This window comes from Pseudoruegeria sp. SHC-113 (assembly GCF_025376885.1).
Lineage (GTDB): Bacteria > Pseudomonadota > Alphaproteobacteria > Rhodobacterales > Rhodobacteraceae > Pseudoruegeria.
In genome coordinates this window covers 1,617,864-1,633,444 of record NZ_JAHUBR010000001.1, presented here as the reverse complement: position 1 = coordinate 1,633,444, position 15,581 = coordinate 1,617,864, and the positions used below count along the sequence as shown (strand labels likewise).

The 15,581-nt window shown below is 62.8% G+C and carries 16 protein-coding genes and 1 tRNA gene; 13 read left to right on the top strand and 4 right to left on the bottom strand.

What is annotated here, in order from left to right; genetic code table 11:
* Positions 1 to 4: 4 nt before the first annotated feature.
* The 5 genes from radA to KVX96_RS08105 all read left to right on the top strand — a co-directional run bounded on the left by radA (position 5) and on the right by KVX96_RS08105 (position 4,834).
* Positions 5 to 1,372, top strand: a complete 1,368-nt coding sequence (gene radA / locus KVX96_RS08125; RefSeq protein WP_261193863.1) for a DNA repair protein RadA — start codon at positions 5 to 7, stop codon at positions 1,370 to 1,372.
* A 22-nt stretch (positions 1,373 to 1,394) separates the two neighbouring features.
* The gene (locus KVX96_RS08120; protein WP_261193862.1) at positions 1,395 to 1,952 is read left to right on the top strand and encodes a CvpA family protein; all 558 of its coding nucleotides are present in this window, start codon (positions 1,395 to 1,397) and stop codon (positions 1,950 to 1,952) included.
* A gap of 190 nt (positions 1,953 to 2,142) precedes the next feature.
* Positions 2,143 to 3,597 carry an amidophosphoribosyltransferase gene (purF, locus tag KVX96_RS08115; protein ID WP_261195408.1) on the top strand — a complete coding sequence of 485 codons (1,455 nt, stop codon included), beginning with the start codon at positions 2,143 to 2,145 and terminating at the stop codon, positions 3,595 to 3,597.
* Between the two features lie 53 nt (positions 3,598 to 3,650).
* On the top strand, positions 3,651 to 4,091 hold the full coding sequence (locus tag KVX96_RS08110) for a DUF1284 domain-containing protein (protein WP_261193861.1): 441 nt from the start codon (positions 3,651 to 3,653) through the stop codon (positions 4,089 to 4,091).
* Positions 4,092 to 4,171: 80 nt separating this feature from the next.
* Positions 4,172 to 4,834, top strand: a complete 663-nt coding sequence (locus KVX96_RS08105) for an SDR family NAD(P)-dependent oxidoreductase (protein WP_261193860.1) — start codon at positions 4,172 to 4,174, stop codon at positions 4,832 to 4,834.
* Positions 4,835 to 4,976: 142 nt separating this feature from the next.
* Here the strand turns inward: KVX96_RS08105 and KVX96_RS08100 are convergent, their stop codons facing one another.
* From KVX96_RS08100 to KVX96_RS08085, 4 genes are read right to left on the bottom strand one after another with little or no spacing between them, the layout of a single operon-like run.
* The gene (locus KVX96_RS08100; RefSeq protein ID WP_261193859.1) at positions 4,977 to 5,762 is read right to left on the bottom strand and encodes an SDR family NAD(P)-dependent oxidoreductase; all 786 of its coding nucleotides are present in this window, start codon (positions 5,760 to 5,762) and stop codon (positions 4,977 to 4,979) included.
* Entirely contained in the window at positions 5,759 to 6,688 is a 930-nt protein-coding gene (locus KVX96_RS08095) for an SDR family oxidoreductase (protein WP_261193858.1), read from the bottom strand. The genes KVX96_RS08100 and KVX96_RS08095 overlap by 4 nt, the downstream gene beginning before the upstream one ends.
* Positions 6,685 to 7,587, bottom strand: a complete 903-nt coding sequence (locus KVX96_RS08090; protein ID WP_261193857.1) for a bile acid:sodium symporter family protein — start codon at positions 7,585 to 7,587, stop codon at positions 6,685 to 6,687. The genes KVX96_RS08095 and KVX96_RS08090 overlap by 4 nt, the downstream gene beginning before the upstream one ends.
* Positions 7,584 to 8,918: a flavin-containing monooxygenase gene (locus KVX96_RS08085; RefSeq protein WP_261193856.1), complete on the bottom strand. Its 1,335-nt coding sequence runs from the start codon at positions 8,916 to 8,918 to the stop codon at positions 7,584 to 7,586. The genes KVX96_RS08090 and KVX96_RS08085 overlap by 4 nt, the downstream gene beginning before the upstream one ends.
* A 71-nt stretch (positions 8,919 to 8,989) precedes the next feature.
* On the opposite strand from KVX96_RS08085, the gene KVX96_RS08080 reads away from it, so the two are divergent.
* From KVX96_RS08080 to KVX96_RS08045, 8 genes are all read left to right on the top strand, one after another.
* Positions 8,990 to 9,661 carry a TetR/AcrR family transcriptional regulator gene (locus tag KVX96_RS08080; RefSeq protein WP_261193855.1) on the top strand — a complete coding sequence of 224 codons (672 nt, stop codon included), beginning with the start codon at positions 8,990 to 8,992 and terminating at the stop codon, positions 9,659 to 9,661.
* 109 nt (positions 9,662 to 9,770) lie between these two features.
* Positions 9,771 to 9,847, top strand: a tRNA-Met gene (locus KVX96_RS08075).
* A 113-nt stretch (positions 9,848 to 9,960) separates the two neighbouring features.
* Positions 9,961 to 10,443 carry a hypothetical protein gene (locus tag KVX96_RS08070; RefSeq protein WP_261193854.1) on the top strand — a complete coding sequence of 161 codons (483 nt, stop codon included), beginning with the start codon at positions 9,961 to 9,963 and terminating at the stop codon, positions 10,441 to 10,443.
* Between the two features lie 263 nt (positions 10,444 to 10,706).
* Positions 10,707 to 11,075, top strand: a complete 369-nt coding sequence (locus KVX96_RS08065) for a hypothetical protein (RefSeq protein WP_261193853.1) — start codon at positions 10,707 to 10,709, stop codon at positions 11,073 to 11,075.
* 258 nt (positions 11,076 to 11,333) lie between these two features.
* The gene (locus tag KVX96_RS08060) at positions 11,334 to 13,721 is read left to right on the top strand and encodes a zinc-dependent metalloprotease (RefSeq protein WP_261193852.1); all 2,388 of its coding nucleotides are present in this window, start codon (positions 11,334 to 11,336) and stop codon (positions 13,719 to 13,721) included.
* A 130-nt stretch (positions 13,722 to 13,851) separates the two neighbouring features.
* Entirely contained in the window at positions 13,852 to 14,142 is a 291-nt protein-coding gene (locus KVX96_RS08055) for a hypothetical protein (RefSeq protein ID WP_261193851.1), read from the top strand.
* Positions 14,143 to 14,186: 44 nt separating this feature from the next.
* The gene (locus KVX96_RS08050; protein ID WP_261193850.1) at positions 14,187 to 14,372 is read left to right on the top strand and encodes a hypothetical protein; all 186 of its coding nucleotides are present in this window, start codon (positions 14,187 to 14,189) and stop codon (positions 14,370 to 14,372) included.
* A 27-nt stretch (positions 14,373 to 14,399) separates the two neighbouring features.
* Entirely contained in the window at positions 14,400 to 15,485 is a 1,086-nt protein-coding gene (locus KVX96_RS08045; RefSeq protein WP_261193849.1) for a hypothetical protein, read from the top strand.
* The last annotated feature ends 96 nt before the right edge of the window (positions 15,486 to 15,581 follow it).

Sequence of the window (15,581 nt, the reverse complement as noted above, 5' to 3'; positions counted from 1 at the left end):
GCGCATGGCAAAACCAACCACCAGTTTCACCTGCAACGCCTGCGGCGCCGTTCACAAGAAGTGGTCCGGCCGCTGCGACGCCTGCGGCGAATGGAACACGATCACCGAGGAGCAGCCGCTTTCGCAGGGCCCCTCCGGCAAGACGCTCGGCAAGGCGCGCGGCCGCGCCCTGCCCCTGCTCGACCTCGCCACCGAGGAAGCCCCGCCCCCGCGCACCCGCTCCGGCATGGACGAGCTGGACCGCGTGCTGGGCGGCGGGCTGGTGCCGGCCTCGGCCATCCTCGTGGGCGGCGATCCGGGGATCGGCAAATCCACGCTTCTGCTGCAGGCCGCTGCCAGCTTCGCGCGCGCAGGGCTGAAGGCTGTGTATATCTCGGGCGAGGAAGCCAGCGCACAGGTGCGGATGCGCGCCCAAAGGCTGGGGCTTGCGGATGCGCCGGTGCGGCTGGGTACCGAAACCAATCTGCGCGACATTCTCACCACGCTGGAGGCCGAAAAGCCCGACGTGGCGATCATCGATTCGATCCAGACGATGTGGGCCGACACCGTAGACAGCGCGCCGGGCTCGGTGAGTCAGGTGCGTGCCGCCGCCCATGAGCTGACGAGCTTTGCCAAGCGCAAGGGGATCGCCGTGGTGCTCGTGGGCCATGTGACGAAAGAAGGCCAGATCGCCGGCCCGCGCGTGGTCGAGCATATGGTCGACACTGTGCTTTATTTCGAAGGCGAGCGCGGCCATCAGTTCCGCATCCTGCGCGCGGTAAAAAACCGCTTCGGCCCGGCCGATGAGATCGGCGTTTTCGAGATGACGGGCGGGGGCTTGAGCGAAGTCACCAACCCTTCTGCGCTGTTTCTCTCGGAGCGCGAACAGCCCACGCCTGGCTCTGTCGTTTTCGCCGGGATCGAAGGCACGCGGCCCGTGCTCTGCGAGTTTCAGGCGCTGGTGGCCCCCTCGCCCCACAGCCAGCCCCGCCGCACCGTGGTGGGCTGGGACGGTGGTCGGCTGGCGATGATCCTCGCGGTGCTGGAATCACGCTGCGGCATCGCCTTCACCGGGCTCGATGTCTATCTCAACGTTGCGGGTGGTATGAAAATCAGCGAACCGGCAGCCGATCTGGCTGTTGCGGCGGCGCTACTTTCCGCCCGCGAAGACGCCGCATTGCCCGCCGATTGTGTGGTTTTCGGCGAAATCAGTCTATCAGGAAGCCTGCGCCCCGTCGGGCAGACCGAAAACCGGTTGAAAGAAGCGGGCAAACTTGGTTTCACCAAGGCAATCGCCCCTGCCCGCAGCAAGACGGGGGAGGACGGAGAGGTCAGCATCCAGCAAATGGCGGATCTGACGGCATTCGTCGGAGAAATATTCGGAGCCGGTTAACCGGCCCAAGTGAGGGAAGCGCATGGAAGGCTTTACCATCATCGACGGCGTCGTGGCCGTTGTCATTATCCTGTCGGCGATCCTCGCCTATTCGCGTGGTTTCGTGCGGGAAGGCATGGCCATTCTGGGCTGGCTCGCCGCCGCTGTCGTCGCCTTCCTGTTTGCGCCCAAGGCCGAACCGCTGATCAAGGAAGTGCCGCTTCTGAAGGAATTCATTGCCGACAGCTGCGAGCTTTCGATGATTGCGGCCTTTGCCGCCGTCTTCGCCGTGGCGCTGGTCGTCGTGTCGATCTTCACGCCGCTCTTCTCTTCCGCCGTTCAGCGCTCTGCCCTGTCGGGCATCGATCAGGCGCTCGGCTTCTTGTTTGGGGTCGTGCGCGGGCTGGTGCTCGTGGCCGTGGCCTTCCTTGTCTATGATCTCGTTGTCGTGAACCAGGCCGTGCCCATGGTGGACGACAGCCGCTCCGCCCAGATTTTCGCCTCCGCCACCGGCAACCTGCAATCGGGCCTGGATGAGCAAGGCGTGATGAACTGGATCACCACGAAATACGAAGAACTCGTGGGCGCCTGCAGCCAGTAACCCGGCCAGACCCACCGCATGAACAGATGTAATAGGCGTCCCTAGGGGCGCCTTTTGCGCATAAGCGGGGCTTGGCTCCCGTGCCAACGACGCAGCAATATGATCCTTTCGTGACACTCCGGCCCGAACCGCTTATGAGGGGGCCAACTGTTGAGCCATGGGATTCGGAGCCGCTGCCAAGATGCGTGAAATGCCCCCCAGCCATCCGTTCGATGATGACAAGCTGAAAGAGGAATGCGGCGTCTTTGGCGTGATCGGCGTTCAGGATGCGGCCAATTTCGTCGCGCTCGGGCTGCATGCCCTGCAACACAGGGGCCAGGAGGCCGGCGGCATCGTCGCCCATGACCCGGTTCAGGGGTTCAACTCCGCCCGCCGCTTCGGCTATGTACGCGACAACTTCACCGAAGCCAGCCTGATGGAAACCCTGCCGGGGCCGCTGTCGATCGGCCACGTGCGCTACTCCACCGCCGGATCCAAAGGCCAGACGGCGATCCGCGACGTGCAGCCTTTCTTTGGCGAATTTGCCATGGGCGGCGCGGCGCTGGCCCATAACGGCAATCTCACCAACGCCAATGCCCTGCGGCGCGAGCTGATCGAGCGCGGCTCGATCTTCCAGAGCTCCTCGGATTCCGAATGCATCATCCACCTGATGGCGCGCTCACTGCAGCAATCCATTTCCGAGCGCATGAAAGACGCGCTGCGCCGTGTGGAAGGCGCGTTTTCCATCGTGGCCATGACGCGCACCAAGCTGATCGGCGTGCGCGATCCGCTCGGCGTGCGCCCGCTGGTGCTCGGCCGCATCGGCGACGGCTTCGCGCTGGCCAGCGAGACCTGCGCATTGGACATCATCGGCGCGGAATTCATGCGCGAGATCGATCCCGGCGAGATGGTTGTCATTCAGGACGGCGCCATCGAGAGCTTCCGCCCCTTCGAGCAGAAGAAGCCGCGGTTCTGCGTGTTCGAGCATGTCTATTTCAGCCGCCCGGATTCGATCCTGCAGGGGCGCTCCGTCTATGAAACCCGCCGCCAGATCGGCGTGGAACTGGCGCGCGAAACGCCAGTGGAGGCCGATCTCGTCTGCCCGGTGCCCGATTCCGGCACGCCCGCGGCCATCGGTTTCTCGCAGGAAAGCGGCATTCCTTACGCGATGGGGATCATCCGCAACCAATACATGGGCCGCACTTTCATCGAGCCCACCGAGCAGATCCGCAACATGGGCGTGCGCCTGAAGCTCAACGTCAACCGCGCCCTGATCCGGGGCAAGCGCGTTGTGCTGGTGGATGATTCCGTGGTGCGCGGCACCACCTCGCGCAAGATCAAGGACATGATCCTCGATGCGGGCGCGAAGGAAGTGCATTTCCGCATCGCCTCGCCCCCCACGGCCTGGCCCTGTTTCTACGGGGTCGATACGCCGGACCGCGAAAAGCTTCTCGCCGCGCGGATGACGGAAAGCGAGATGTGCGAATATCTTGGCGTGGATTCCCTGCGCTTCATCTCGCTCGACGGCCTCTACCGCGCGGCGGGCGAGGCCAAGGGCCGCGATGCCGCCAGCCCCGCCTATTGCGACGCCTGCTTCTCCGGCGAATACCCGGTGGCCCCGTCGGATATGATCAACAAGGGCTTTACGCTGAAAGCGGCGGAGTGATCCCGCCGCGTTTTCCTTGACGGAAGGGCTCTGCCTGCGGCAAGCCCTTCTGCATGAGCGCACAACGCCCCACCCCCTTGCGGTATCGCCCGCATCACTTCCTCTGCTCGCTGGGCTATGAAGGGAAGGGCTATTCCGATCACTTCACCGCCAATATGACGGCCATCGTCATGGGCCGCCTGCGGGCGCGCTACGGCGAGGGCGTGATCATCGAGGTGGTGGACCGCACCGACGACATCTGCGCCCCCTGCCCCATGCGGCAGGAGGATCTCTGCTCCGATCAGCCCAAGATCGCCGCACTGGATGCGCGCCATGCCGCCGCTCTGGGGCTTGAGGTGGGCGAGAAGCTCACTTGGGGCGAGGCGCTGAAGCGGATGCAGCGGCGCATCCACCCCGACAAGCTCGACGAGATCTGCACCGGCTGCCAATGGCTTGAATTGGGCGTCTGCAAGGCCGCGCTCACCCGGCTGCACGCCGCCGCGCCGCCGCCCTGAGCGCGCGCCAACCCCTGACAAAAGCGCGCAAGCGCGGTGCGGGGCTTGCCTTGGCCGCGCGCAAGTGAGAAAGCAGCCCCATGACAGTGAACACCGAAAAAACCGCCCTCGTAACCGGCGCTTCGCGCGGTTTGGGCAATGCCGTGGCCTATGAGCTGGCCGCCAAAGGCTACCATGTGATCGCCGTGGGGCGCACCACCGGGGCGCTCGAAGAACTGGACGACCGCATTCAGGCCGCCGGCGGCTCGGCGACGCTGGCGCCGATGGATGTGACGGTGGATGAGGCGATGATGCATCTCTGCCGCTCGATCCATGATCGCTGGGGCGGGCTTGATGTCTGGGCCCATGCGGCCATCCACGCCGCGCCGCTGAGCCCGGCGGGCCATGTGGCGCTGAAAGATTGGGAAAAGAGCCTTGCGGTGAACACCCGCGCCGTGGGCCGGTTGATCGGCTTCGTGGAGCCGCTGCTGCTGGCACGGCAGGGCGAGGCGATCTTCTTTGACGATGACCGCGCCGGGCAGAAATTCTTCGGGGCCTACGGGGCCAGCAAGGCGGCCGGTATGGCGCTGGCGCAGAGCTGGCAGGCCGAAACCGAAAAGACCGGCCCCAAGGTGCATATCCTTGCGCCTGCCCCCATGGCCACCGCCACCCGTGCGCGGTTCTTCCCCGGCGAAAACCGGGACGTGCTGGCAAGCCCGGCAGAGGAAGCCTCGCGGCTTCTGGCGGGGATTGAACTCGGCTGACCGCCCCCAAGAGCGCTAAGCGCTCGCCCTTTCTCACCGGGTCTAAGAACGACTTCCGCCCGGCGGCACGCCGGGCAGCCCCTGACCGCCCCCCCGGGCGGGGGCTTCGCCCCACCCGACGGTCGGAGGCTGCCCTTACCGCTTAAGAACCGGCCTCACCCCCGTTGATATTACGCTCCATCAGCCGCTGATAAAGCGCGGGCGACAGCCGGTTCAGCCCGTAGGCCAGCCGCGCGATGCGGCCCACGGGGATGAAATCCCGCCCCTTTTCAAAGCCCTTCAGGATCACCTCGGCCGCCGCGTCCGGTGGCATGTAATCCATCCCGTCCGTCGCCGCGCCGGGGCGCGAGATGCCGCCCGCTTGCGGCTCCGGGTTACCGATGTTGGTGGCCACGAAGCTCGGCGCGGCAATCGCCACGCGCACCCCATGCCCGCGCTCCTCGCTGCGCAGGGACTTGAAGAAGCCCTCCACCGCATGTTTGCTCGCCGCATAGGCCGTGCGGCTGTAGAGCGGTGCAAACCCCGCCACGGAGGACACCGCCAGATGCGTGCCCTTTGCGGCACGCAGGTCCGCGCAGAGCAGGCGCGCCATGTTGGTGGCGGCGAAGTAATTGATATCAAACACCTTCCGATGCGCTGCCTCTTCGGTGTCGGCCATCAGCGTGATCTGGGTGACACCGGCGTTGTAGATCACCAGATCGATGCTCTCGCAGCTTTCGCGCAGCCCCGCACACAGCGCCTCCAAGGCGGCACCATCGGTCAGATCGCAGCCCAGAGCGCGGCGGTCCGGCAGATCGGGCAAGGCGTCAAGCGCTGGCCCCGGAAGATCGACAAGCACCGTCGCCCAGCCACGCGCGCGCAGGGCTTCGTCGAGAGCACGGCCCAGCCCCCCGGCCCCGCCGGTGATGATCGCTGTGCGCTTGCTCATAGCCCGGCCCCCTTCTGCCAGATCGCGAAGGCCTCGCGGCTGCTGCATTCGGGCCTGTAGCCGAAAACATCCTTCAGCGCGTCATTGGCCAGCACCGGGCGGTATTGCAAAAAGCGCACCTGCTCCGGTCCGTAGCTCGACAGCCCCAGCGGTTTGGCCACCGCCAGCGCCGCCTTCAGCGCGCCCGCAGGCAGGTTCAGAACCCCTTTGCCCATGGCCGCCGCCAGATCGGCAACCGACATCGCACCATCCCCGGCCACGTTGTAGATTCCCGCAGGCCCCTCCCCGGCGGCACGAGCGAGGATGCGCGCCAGATCGCGTGTCCAGATGAAGACAAAGGGGCTGTCGCAACCCTTGATCGCCAAGAGCCGCTTCTTGTGAAAGAGCGCGGTGATCTGGTTCTCCACCCCTTCTCCCAGCACCGTACCCACGCGCAGCACCACCTGCTCCAAGGCCGGGTGCTCCTTGCGGGCCGTGGCCAGCATCTCCTCAACCTGCCGCTTGTGATCGCTGTAGGCGAACTCCGTGTTGCCACGCAGCGGATCTGACTCCCGCAGCCAGGCCGGATTGTCGGCGTGATAGCCATAGGCCGCGCCCGAAGAGGTGACGACAAGCCGCCCCACCCCGTGGCGAAGGCAAGCCTGCAGCACGTTCTGCGAGCCTGTCACGTCCACCGCGAAAGCCTTCTCGCGCGCCATCGGCCCGACGATGGAAGCCAAATGGATCACAACATCGGGCCGGATCTCCCCGATCAGATGCTCCGGGTCGCGGCCCGTGACGTCCATCCGTTCAAAGCGCATGCCGTCTGGCAGGCTAGAAGGCGCGGCCAGGTCGGTTGCAATCACCTCGTGATCGCTGCTAGCAAGCTCCGCCAGCAGCGCGCGGCCCACCATGCCGACCGCGCCGGTGATCAGGATACGGCTCATCTTGCGGCCTCCGTCCGGTTCATCAGCGCGGCCAGCGCAATGCCCGAGATCGCGTGCCAGATGCCCCAGAAGGCCGCCACAACGGCCATGCCGCCGAGCCCGCCGAAGAAGGAGAAAATCAGGATCAGGCCGAGGCCGGAGTTCTGGATGCCCGTCTCGATCGTCACCGCGCGCCGGTCAAAGGGCGTCAGCCGTGCGAGCGTCGAAAGCCCGTAGCCGCCCGCCAGCGCAAGGCTGTTGTGCAGGATCACAAGCCCCGCCACGAGGGGCGCGAAGGCGAGGAAGAAGCTCCAGTTCGCCGCCAGCGCCAGCACGATGAAGGCCACGAAGATCAGCATCGAGAGGTTCTGCAGCGGGCGTCGCACCCTGGCGGCCCAATCAGGCCGCTTGCTGTTGAGCGCAACGCCCAAAATCAGCGGGAGCACCAGCATCAAGAGCACCGTGATCGCCACCTGCACCGGATCAATCTTTGTGGCTTGCAGGATCTCCCGTGTCGGGCCATAGAGGCTGCCCCAGAAGGCGATGTTCACCGGCGTCATCACGATGGCCGAGACCGTGGCGATCGCCGTCATCGACACCGAAAGTGCTGCGTTGCCGCCCGCGCGATGGGTGATGAAGTTGGAGATATTGCCCCCCGGGCAGGCCGCCACGAGGATCAGCCCCAGCGCAATCGAGGGGCGCGGCTGCGTGAGCAGCACGAGGCCGAAGGTCAGAACCGGCAGCAGGATGAATTGCGAGGCAAGGCCAGTGATCAGCGGCCGCGGTGTTTGCACGAGGCGGCGGAAATCGCTGGGGCGCAGATCGAGCGCCACCGAGAAGATCACGATGGCGAGGATGGCGTTGAGCAACATCAGGCTGCCGGGGCTGAAATTCAGCAGGATCTCATCGACGTCGCTCATTGCGCTGCCCCGCCCAGCTTGCGGATCCAGCCCGTCACCGCCTTGCGGTAGCTCGCCTTATCCACGTAGTAGGCCATGCGCGGAAGCTTCAGGTAGTTGGTGCCGCCGGTTTCCCGTGCAAAGCCTGCAGCCTTCTCCGACTGAATCGTTCGGGCGGCCTCAGCTTCGCCCTTCAGGCCATTGATATAGAGGGCAATCATCTCGGCCTGCTCGTGGCGGCCCTGCCATCCGAGGCCCGAGGCCTCGACCATGCCCAGGACGAACAGGTCATCGCGCTCCGGGTGCATGCAGTTGAGATAGAGATGCGGCGCGTCGCCCTGCCAGTTCAGCAGATCCTTGTCGATGAACGGGTAGTGCAGCAGGTAGCCCGTGGCGGTGAGGATCAGATCATACTCCGCCGAGGTGCCGTCCACGTAATGCACGGTCTTGCCGTCCAGCCGGGCAATGTCGGGGCGCACGGTGATGTCGCCGTGACCGGCGTGAAACAGGATCAGCGAGTTCACCACAGGGTGGCTTTCGTAGAGCTGATAATCGGGCTTGGGGAAGCCGTATTTCTGCGGATCGCCCACGAACCATTTCAGGATCATCCCGTCGATCTTGCGCTTCACGCTCATCGGCAGCTTGATCAGCCCGCCCATCGTGTCGGCGGGTTTCCCGAAGACGTATTTCGGCACGAAGTAATAGCCCCGCCGCATCGACAGATCGCAGGACAGACCGTGGTGGATCGCATCCACCGCGATATCGCAGCCGGAGTTGCCCGCGCCGACGATCAGAACCCTCTTGCCGTCAAATATCTTGGGATCGCGATAATCGCAGGCATGCATCAGCTCGCCCGTGAACTGGCCCTCAAACCGCGGCATGTTCGGCTCCGACAGCGTGCCGTTGGCGATCATGACGCCGGCAAACGTGCCCTCCTGCTCTTCCCCTTCCCCATCGCGCCAGCGCAGCCGCCAGCCCTCGCCGCTCTTGCCGATGGGCTCGGCCGAGAGCACCTCGCTGTTGAAGCGGTAATGCGCGTAAAGCCCGAAATGCTGCGCGAAATCGCGGAAATACTGCCGCAGCTCCCGATGGGAGGGATATTCCGCCACATGGTCAGGCATCGGAAAATCGGCGAATTCCGTCATCTTCTTGGACGAAATCAGATGCGCCGTCTCATACATCGTGGAGCGCGGGCCATCGATGTCCCACAGGCCGCCCACATCCGAATGCAGCTCGAACCCCTGAAAAGCGATGCCCTGCTCTTTTAGAACCTTCGCCATCGCCAGCCCCATCGGGCCTGCCCCGATCAGGGCAAAGCGCGCCTCTTGCGGCGCTGCCTGTTGTGCAGTCACGGTGCGTTTCCTCCCAAACTCCTCGCGACGCTTAGATTGAACAATCGTTAAAAATAGTGCAAGCTGGAAAAATGACGGTCCAGAAAACGCCAGAAAAACAACGGCAACGCGCCCCCAGCCAGCGGGCGCTGCAAACCCGCGCGCGGATTTTCGATGCCGCCGAGCAGCTCTTTGCGGAGCGGGGATTCGACGGCGCCTCGATTCGCGACATCGCGCGGGAGGCCGGGGTGCAGGGCGCGCTGGTGAACCATCACGGCGGCAGCAAGGAGGCGCTGTTTCATGCCGTGGTGGAGCGCCGGGCCGAGACGCTGGCGCAGCGCCGCCGCGCCCGGCTGGAAGGCGTGGTGCAGCAAGCAGGCTTGCGCGCGCTGCTCGCCGCCTTCATCGACCCGCTGATCGAACTGATGGCGGAAGACCCGACGCACTGGGCCGCCTACGCCCGCCTCATCGCCCATGTGTCCGCCGATCCGCGCTGGCGGGAGATCTCGGAAAGCTGTTTCGACCCGACCTTCCGCCTCTTCCTGCAGGCGCTCGCCCAGAGCCAGCCCGGCACGCCACCGGAGCGGCTCTCGGCGGGGCTGATCTTCACCGTCTCCGCTCTGCTGGCGCTCTGCACTTCGCAATGGCGGCTGGAGGCCTTCGCCGCGCCCGCCGCACCGGCCTCGCCCGAAAGCTACCGCGAAACGCTGTTGGATTTCTGCGAGGCCGGATTTGCCAACGCCTGCGCGCCCGCTCGGGCCTGATGGCGGGGCCCGCGCGGGCTGACGGAAAAAACCTGCCCGCGCGGCGCGATTTCTTCGTTTTTCGCCCTTGACCCTTTTGGGGCCTTCCCATAAATCCACCCTCGGTCTCGGCGGAGTAGCTCAGTTGGTTAGAGCAGCGGAATCATAATCCGCGTGTCGGGGGTTCAAGTCCCTCCTCCGCTACCATCACCCCAAAGCAAGCATTTGATTTATAATGCGTTTTGGGCCATGGCCACGTTCTGTCCCACCTTTCGGTCCACCTTCAGTCTCTCGAAACTCAAACCCGAAGGAGACTCATCATGGGCGAACACACCAAACACCCAGACACCGCCGCAGCACTGGAATTTGCTCAAGAAGCGCACGGCCTCGCGCTTGCTATGAATCGAATCCTACATGAAGCAGGCCGACCCTGCGATATTTCAAAGGAACAAGAACCCGAGGTATACGCGATCGCCGCGGCCCTAAATCGAGCAACGACCGCTGCCATGGAAACACTCGATGTCACTTGCCCACCTTCATTGATAGAAATGCTCTTCAATGAATGGCTGACCGCATCCGCAGGCGCCGCTCAGGACAAGACCAACGAAGCAGTCAACGCTACCGGCAAGCGGATCGCACAGCTTACCGAGCAAATTCTGGCTTTGCCTTCTGACAGCACTCATGCCCTGCAGATAAAGATCGCCGTTGCCGATGCTGGCGGGGATCTTCGCTTGAACACTTGGGGCGAAAGGCTTGCTGAGCAAGCATGGGCGGCAATCGGCAAATCGGCACCCAAGTTCTGAAACGCTCCTTTCGCACGCCCCCTCCTCTGCACCAGCAAGAGGGTGGGGCACCTTTGCCACGCCCCCCGGGGGCAAAAACGCGCGCGAATTGCTGGTAGTCCACCCTCCCCCTCGCGCGCGTTTTAAAGATTTTTTTGTGCATCGGAGCCTTCCTGCGGCCGGAGTATCCAAGGTGTATGCCAAACCTCCGAGCGCTGGACGCCCCGAAACCCCGCCTTTCAGCCAAACTGCGCCGCGCCATCGAATTGCGCGTACGCAAAGGCATGACCATTTCAGCGGCATGCGAAAGTGCCGGCCTCTCCCAAAGCGGTTGGTTCAAAGCCTTCCAGCGCCCCGCCGTGCGTGACCACCTCAAAGAGGTCCAAGCGGAATTCGTCAGCGAGGCCGAAGGGCTCAGGGCAACAGCTCAGGTCGCCGCGATCGAGGCTGCACTGGATTTGATGAAGAACGCAAAGTCGGAGACTGTACGCGCGCGGATGGCTGAATTTCTAGCCGCCGGCGCAAAGGCCGACACAGGCGTGAATGTAGCTGTTCAAGTGAACAACACCGGCGGCGGATACGAGTATGTCCGACCGGGTCAAAAACTGGTTGAAGTAAAGAAGCGAAAATCAGACCCAAAAAAGGAACAATGATCCGAGTTCCAATCCGATCGCAGTGTCCAAACAATGCACTGCCTTCTCCGCGGCGAACACGGCAACCGGCAAGTGTATAGCTGGGCGGTTTCCGGTCATTCGCCGCAAATACGGCCAATGGCGGCTTTGTGAGTTCTCAAATTCATACTTCAGTGTAAGCATTTTCGAATGTCGGACACTTGCAACACTACCGGACTGGAACGTGCGATCTCTGGAAACGTGAGCGCGCTCGAAAAATCGTCGACTAGGAGAACAATGATGCGCCTGGTATTCGTACTTTGCATTGCCCTTGCGGGCCCGCTGATGCCCACCAATGCCAGGGCGCAATCGGCGAGCTTCCAGGAGCGAATAGCCGGTGCCGAGGTTCGGTCAGGAGCCTTCGACCTCTACCAAAAAAACGGCGATCTGTTGCTTGCGATACCGCGCGACATGTTCGAACGCAGCCTGATCTGGTATGCCGAAGTGTCCGGATATCCTACCGACGCAGTGGCCTTGGGCGGAAACGCCTTGGGGGCCCGCCTGATCCAGTTGGAACGGCGGCCCGATCGGGTCATGGTGCGGTCCCTTTCAGGAACCTCGTTCGAAAAGGTTTCGGGCGATCCCCATTACACTGGCGGACGTGACAAGCTTCGCCCGGTGAACCTCGCCGTGGAACGCGCCAACCTTGGTCCCATCATCGTCGATTTCCCGGTCCTCGCGGAAGACGACACCGGGCGTGTACTCGTGGATTTGCGGGATGCGTTCGGGGGCGATATCGTCGGCTACTCGGTCGCTGCGCAGCTGGCATCCACCGGTCTCGCTCCCGGGCCGAACGACCCCGACCGATCCTACGTTGCTGAAGCATCGGTCTATCCCGACAACCTGTTTGTCCGCTCGCAACTGACCTTCGAAGCGACAGATCAGACCGGACTGGCACAGCCGATCTCCGTGGAAACGGCGCATTCCATCGCCGTACTGCCAGAAACCCCGATGGAGCGTCGCCCCCATGACGACCGGGTGGGCTTTTTCTTTACCGAATACCTGGTTTTTGAAAGCGCGTTCGGTGATGTGCAATCGCGCGACCGTGCCGCCCTTCGCTTCCGTCTCGAACACGCCGATCCGGATGCGCCACGCCCGTCGGACCCGGTTGACCCCATCGTATTCTATCTATCCCGTGAAATCCCTGATCGTTGGCGTCCCTACATCCGCCAGGCGGTTGAGGATTGGCAGACCGCTTTCGAGGCCGCGGGCTTCACCAACGCGATCATTGCTCGCGACGCGCCAAGCCATGAGGAAGACCCGGACTGGTCCCCGGAAGATGTCCGCCACAGTGTGATCCGCTGGGTTGCGCAGCCGGTGCAGAACGCGATGGGCCCGAACATTCACGACCCGCGTTCCGGCGAAATTCTCTCCGCCCATATTCTGGTTTGGCCGGACGTCGTGAACCTTTTCAGCCGCTACTACTATTTGCTGATGCATCGAACCGACCCCGCGGCGGCGGCATTGCCTCTGCCGGAGGAAATGCAGGGGCGTATCCTGCGGTATGTCGTGTCACATGAGGTAGGCCATACGCTCGGGTTGCGGCACAACCACCGCGCCTCGACGGCCTGGACAACGGCACAGCTCAGGGACCCGGAATTCACTGCGGAGAACGGCAGCACGTCCTCCATCATGGCCTATGGGCGGTTCAACTACGTGGCGGACCCGGATGATGGCGTCACGCAACTCATTCCTATCATTGGCTCCTACGATCGGCACGCCATCCGATGGGGGTATTCCTCCGATCTCGACGCAGAGGAGCTTGATGCCATCGCGGCGGAAGCAAAGGAGCGCCCGGAACTCATGTGGGGAGCAGGCGAACGTGGCGAGGAGTATCTTGCCCAGTTCGATCCCCGGGTTCAGACTGAGAACATCGGGGCAGACAGGATCTCGGCTACGCGCGCAGGCATCGCTGCGCTCCACGCCAGCCTTGCGGCGTTGCCCAAGGCAGTTGAGGACGCGCGCAACCCGGGAGCCATGCTGAATGTCACGTACGGTGAGGCGCTCGGTCGGTATGTCGGGATCGCGGGAAGCGTCGGCAAACTGATTGGCGGTGTCACGCAGACATCCGGAGGTGACAGGCCGTTTGCTTATGTAGACCCCGACGAGCAAAGGCAGGCGGTTGAGTTTCTTGCCGGTGAGGCCATCGGTGGCCTCGATGCTTTCGCGGACCCGGACCTGCTTGGACGTTTCCGGCCGGTCGGAGCGTTGATTTCGGTCGAGAACGCAGCGGCGGAGGTCATGAGCGAAGCCCTGAACCGTCAGCGCGTCAGGATGGTCTACATGCAATCGAAGTTGCTTGGCGACGAATACATGTCGTTGCAGGACTACATCGGATTGATCACAGAGACACTGTTGGCCGATCTTCCTTCAAAGGAACTGGTTTCGTCCGCGCGGAACGGCGCAATTCTTGCCTATATCGACATTCTGACGGACCTGACCACCGAGGATGGCAATGCCGAGGATCTCGTCGCATTGGTCGACGCCGAGTACCCCTTGGAAGTTGCCATGGTCGTCGCGGGCGGGCTGAAGGGAACATCCATCGGGGAGATCGCAGCCGCGGAACTCGACCGTGTGAACGCGATGCTGGGTAAGGGTCCTTCCGAACAAGGCGAAGAGGAGCAGTAGCTGTGCTGGTTAGTCGGTCCGGCGGAAGGAATGACGGCCCAGAAAGAACCCATTCTGTTTGACGAAGTCAGATGGCGCACTAAGCTTGCAACTCATCGGTTTGATACGGAAATCTGAAAGGGCATTTTCAATGCTAAAACCTATCGGCGCCTGCCTTGTATTCGTGGTTGCAGCCAATGCTGCCCAAGCCTTTGACAGGCAGACAACCAATGCCCTCAAGACCTGTCACGACTACCTTTGGCAAGTTCCCGAGTTCGCGGATCTGCCCAATGCTGCGATTTCGGTGTTCCCCGCTTCGGAAAACGGCGACACCATCGTCGTGAACTGGAATGTCAACTGGGACCAGCCGACAATTCAAGCCGCAGGTAACTGCACGGTTATTGGCGGCAATGTCGAAGGTTTCGAGGATTACACGAAGTGATGTCGCGAAATCGACAGGTCCTGGCCGCAGCATCCGCCCTTGGATTGAGCGTACTCGCTGCCTGTAGTGCCAGCGAGGATGACGTCCGAACGGCCGCGACAATAGGCGCCTCGGCTGCGCTTGCAGCCGAAGCCGCTGAAGAAACCAACAAGGCGACGGATTACGATGCGATCGCACAGGAAGCCGTCGCCGATGTGGATACATCCGATTTCGATGCGCTTGCGAACTAGTCACTTCGTCCAGTGCCCGGATAAGTCATGAGACGGTTGGCATGGATCGGGGCCTTGTCCTGTCTGGCGCTTGCGGTCGTCGTTCTGGCCGTTCCACAGGTTCGTTTCCTGTTCTTTGGGCTTCCGGAGCAACGGCTGGAAGGAAGCGCGATTTCCCAAGGCGAAATAGGCCCGGCGCCTGTTGCCGAGGCGACCCGAGTTCAAGTGGAACAGGCGTTGCGAGATGCAGGGCTGAGCGAAGAGCCACTTCTGGGCGACATTTTTATCTCCGGCCATCTCGCCCGCCTCGATGACGGTGAGGTCACGTCTGAACAACTGATGGAATATGCCGAAGGCCTCCGGGTGCTCGCGCTTCTAACCGGCGACTTGGGGCGCCAGATTCCATCCACTTTCTGGGACGTAGATACCGACCAGTTGCGAGCGGATGGTTGGGACGCCTATCGCGTTGTCGACGCGCTTGCCGCGGCAGAGGGTGAACCATACCTTGAAGCGCTCGGCGGGGCCTACACCCGGTTTCACGCCTTCAAGTTGGCCGAGACGTCAGGGGTCGGCACTGATGACACGGCGCTCGACACGGCGCTTGACCTGTTCGATCCGGCCATCAAACTGATTGATGCAGTTCCGCCGGAGCACATGTTGGAGACCTCCGAGTACATTCGCGGAAGGGAGCAGGCGGCCCTCTACCTCTGGCAGCAACTGATTGTGGGATCGTCGCGCCGCAACCCACTGACACATATCAAGCTGTTCAACCACGGATTCACCACGCGGTTCCATGTCGGAACGATCTGGCAATACGAAACCGGGATCGCACTGGACAACTCAACTATCTGGGGCGTTTCCGGCTTTGCGCCCGAATTCGTTGGCCCGCCGGAAAACAACAACCAGGTCGAACATATGTCGATCAGCATGACGGTTCAGGGCATCCTGCGCGAGCCACTCCTGATCCTTGAAGCCTTCGAAGAGTTCGAGACCCTTTCCGGGTCGGCCACCGCTGCCGAGGCAGCCGCCGACGACGCCTTGAATGCTGCGATCCAGCAGACGTTCATTACCGGTTTCGAGGACGATCTTCCGTCGGCAGTTGCTGCGCTACGTGGGCAACTGCGAGAGCGCTAATTGCTTCAATCGCCATTAAGAGTGCAGCTTGCACAAAACGGATGATAAAACCCACCTGGGACCAGCACTTTTTGCCGAACAAGGTGCCCTTAGCGG

Coding starts and splice junctions, on each gene's coding strand:
- radA (WP_261193863.1), top strand. CDS start 5: ATGGCAAAACCAACCACCAGTTTCACCTGCAACGCCTGCGGCGCCGTT.
- KVX96_RS08120 (WP_261193862.1), top strand. CDS start 1,395: ATGGAAGGCTTTACCATCATCGACGGCGTCGTGGCCGTTGTCATTATC.
- purF (WP_261195408.1), top strand. CDS start 2,143: ATGCCCCCCAGCCATCCGTTCGATGATGACAAGCTGAAAGAGGAATGC.
- KVX96_RS08110 (WP_261193861.1), top strand. CDS start 3,651: ATGAGCGCACAACGCCCCACCCCCTTGCGGTATCGCCCGCATCACTTC.
- KVX96_RS08105 (WP_261193860.1), top strand. CDS start 4,172: ATGACAGTGAACACCGAAAAAACCGCCCTCGTAACCGGCGCTTCGCGC.
- KVX96_RS08100 (WP_261193859.1), bottom strand. CDS start 5,762: ATGAGCAAGCGCACAGCGATCATCACCGGCGGGGCCGGGGGGCTGGGC.
- KVX96_RS08095 (WP_261193858.1), bottom strand. CDS start 6,688: ATGAGCCGTATCCTGATCACCGGCGCGGTCGGCATGGTGGGCCGCGCG.
- KVX96_RS08090 (WP_261193857.1), bottom strand. CDS start 7,587: ATGAGCGACGTCGATGAGATCCTGCTGAATTTCAGCCCCGGCAGCCTG.
- KVX96_RS08080 (WP_261193855.1), top strand. CDS start 8,990: ATGACGGTCCAGAAAACGCCAGAAAAACAACGGCAACGCGCCCCCAGC.
- KVX96_RS08070 (WP_261193854.1), top strand. CDS start 9,961: ATGGGCGAACACACCAAACACCCAGACACCGCCGCAGCACTGGAATTT.
- KVX96_RS08065 (WP_261193853.1), top strand. CDS start 10,707: ATGACCATTTCAGCGGCATGCGAAAGTGCCGGCCTCTCCCAAAGCGGT.
- KVX96_RS08060 (WP_261193852.1), top strand. CDS start 11,334: ATGCGCCTGGTATTCGTACTTTGCATTGCCCTTGCGGGCCCGCTGATG.
- KVX96_RS08055 (WP_261193851.1), top strand. CDS start 13,852: ATGCTAAAACCTATCGGCGCCTGCCTTGTATTCGTGGTTGCAGCCAAT.
- KVX96_RS08045 (WP_261193849.1), top strand. CDS start 14,400: ATGAGACGGTTGGCATGGATCGGGGCCTTGTCCTGTCTGGCGCTTGCG.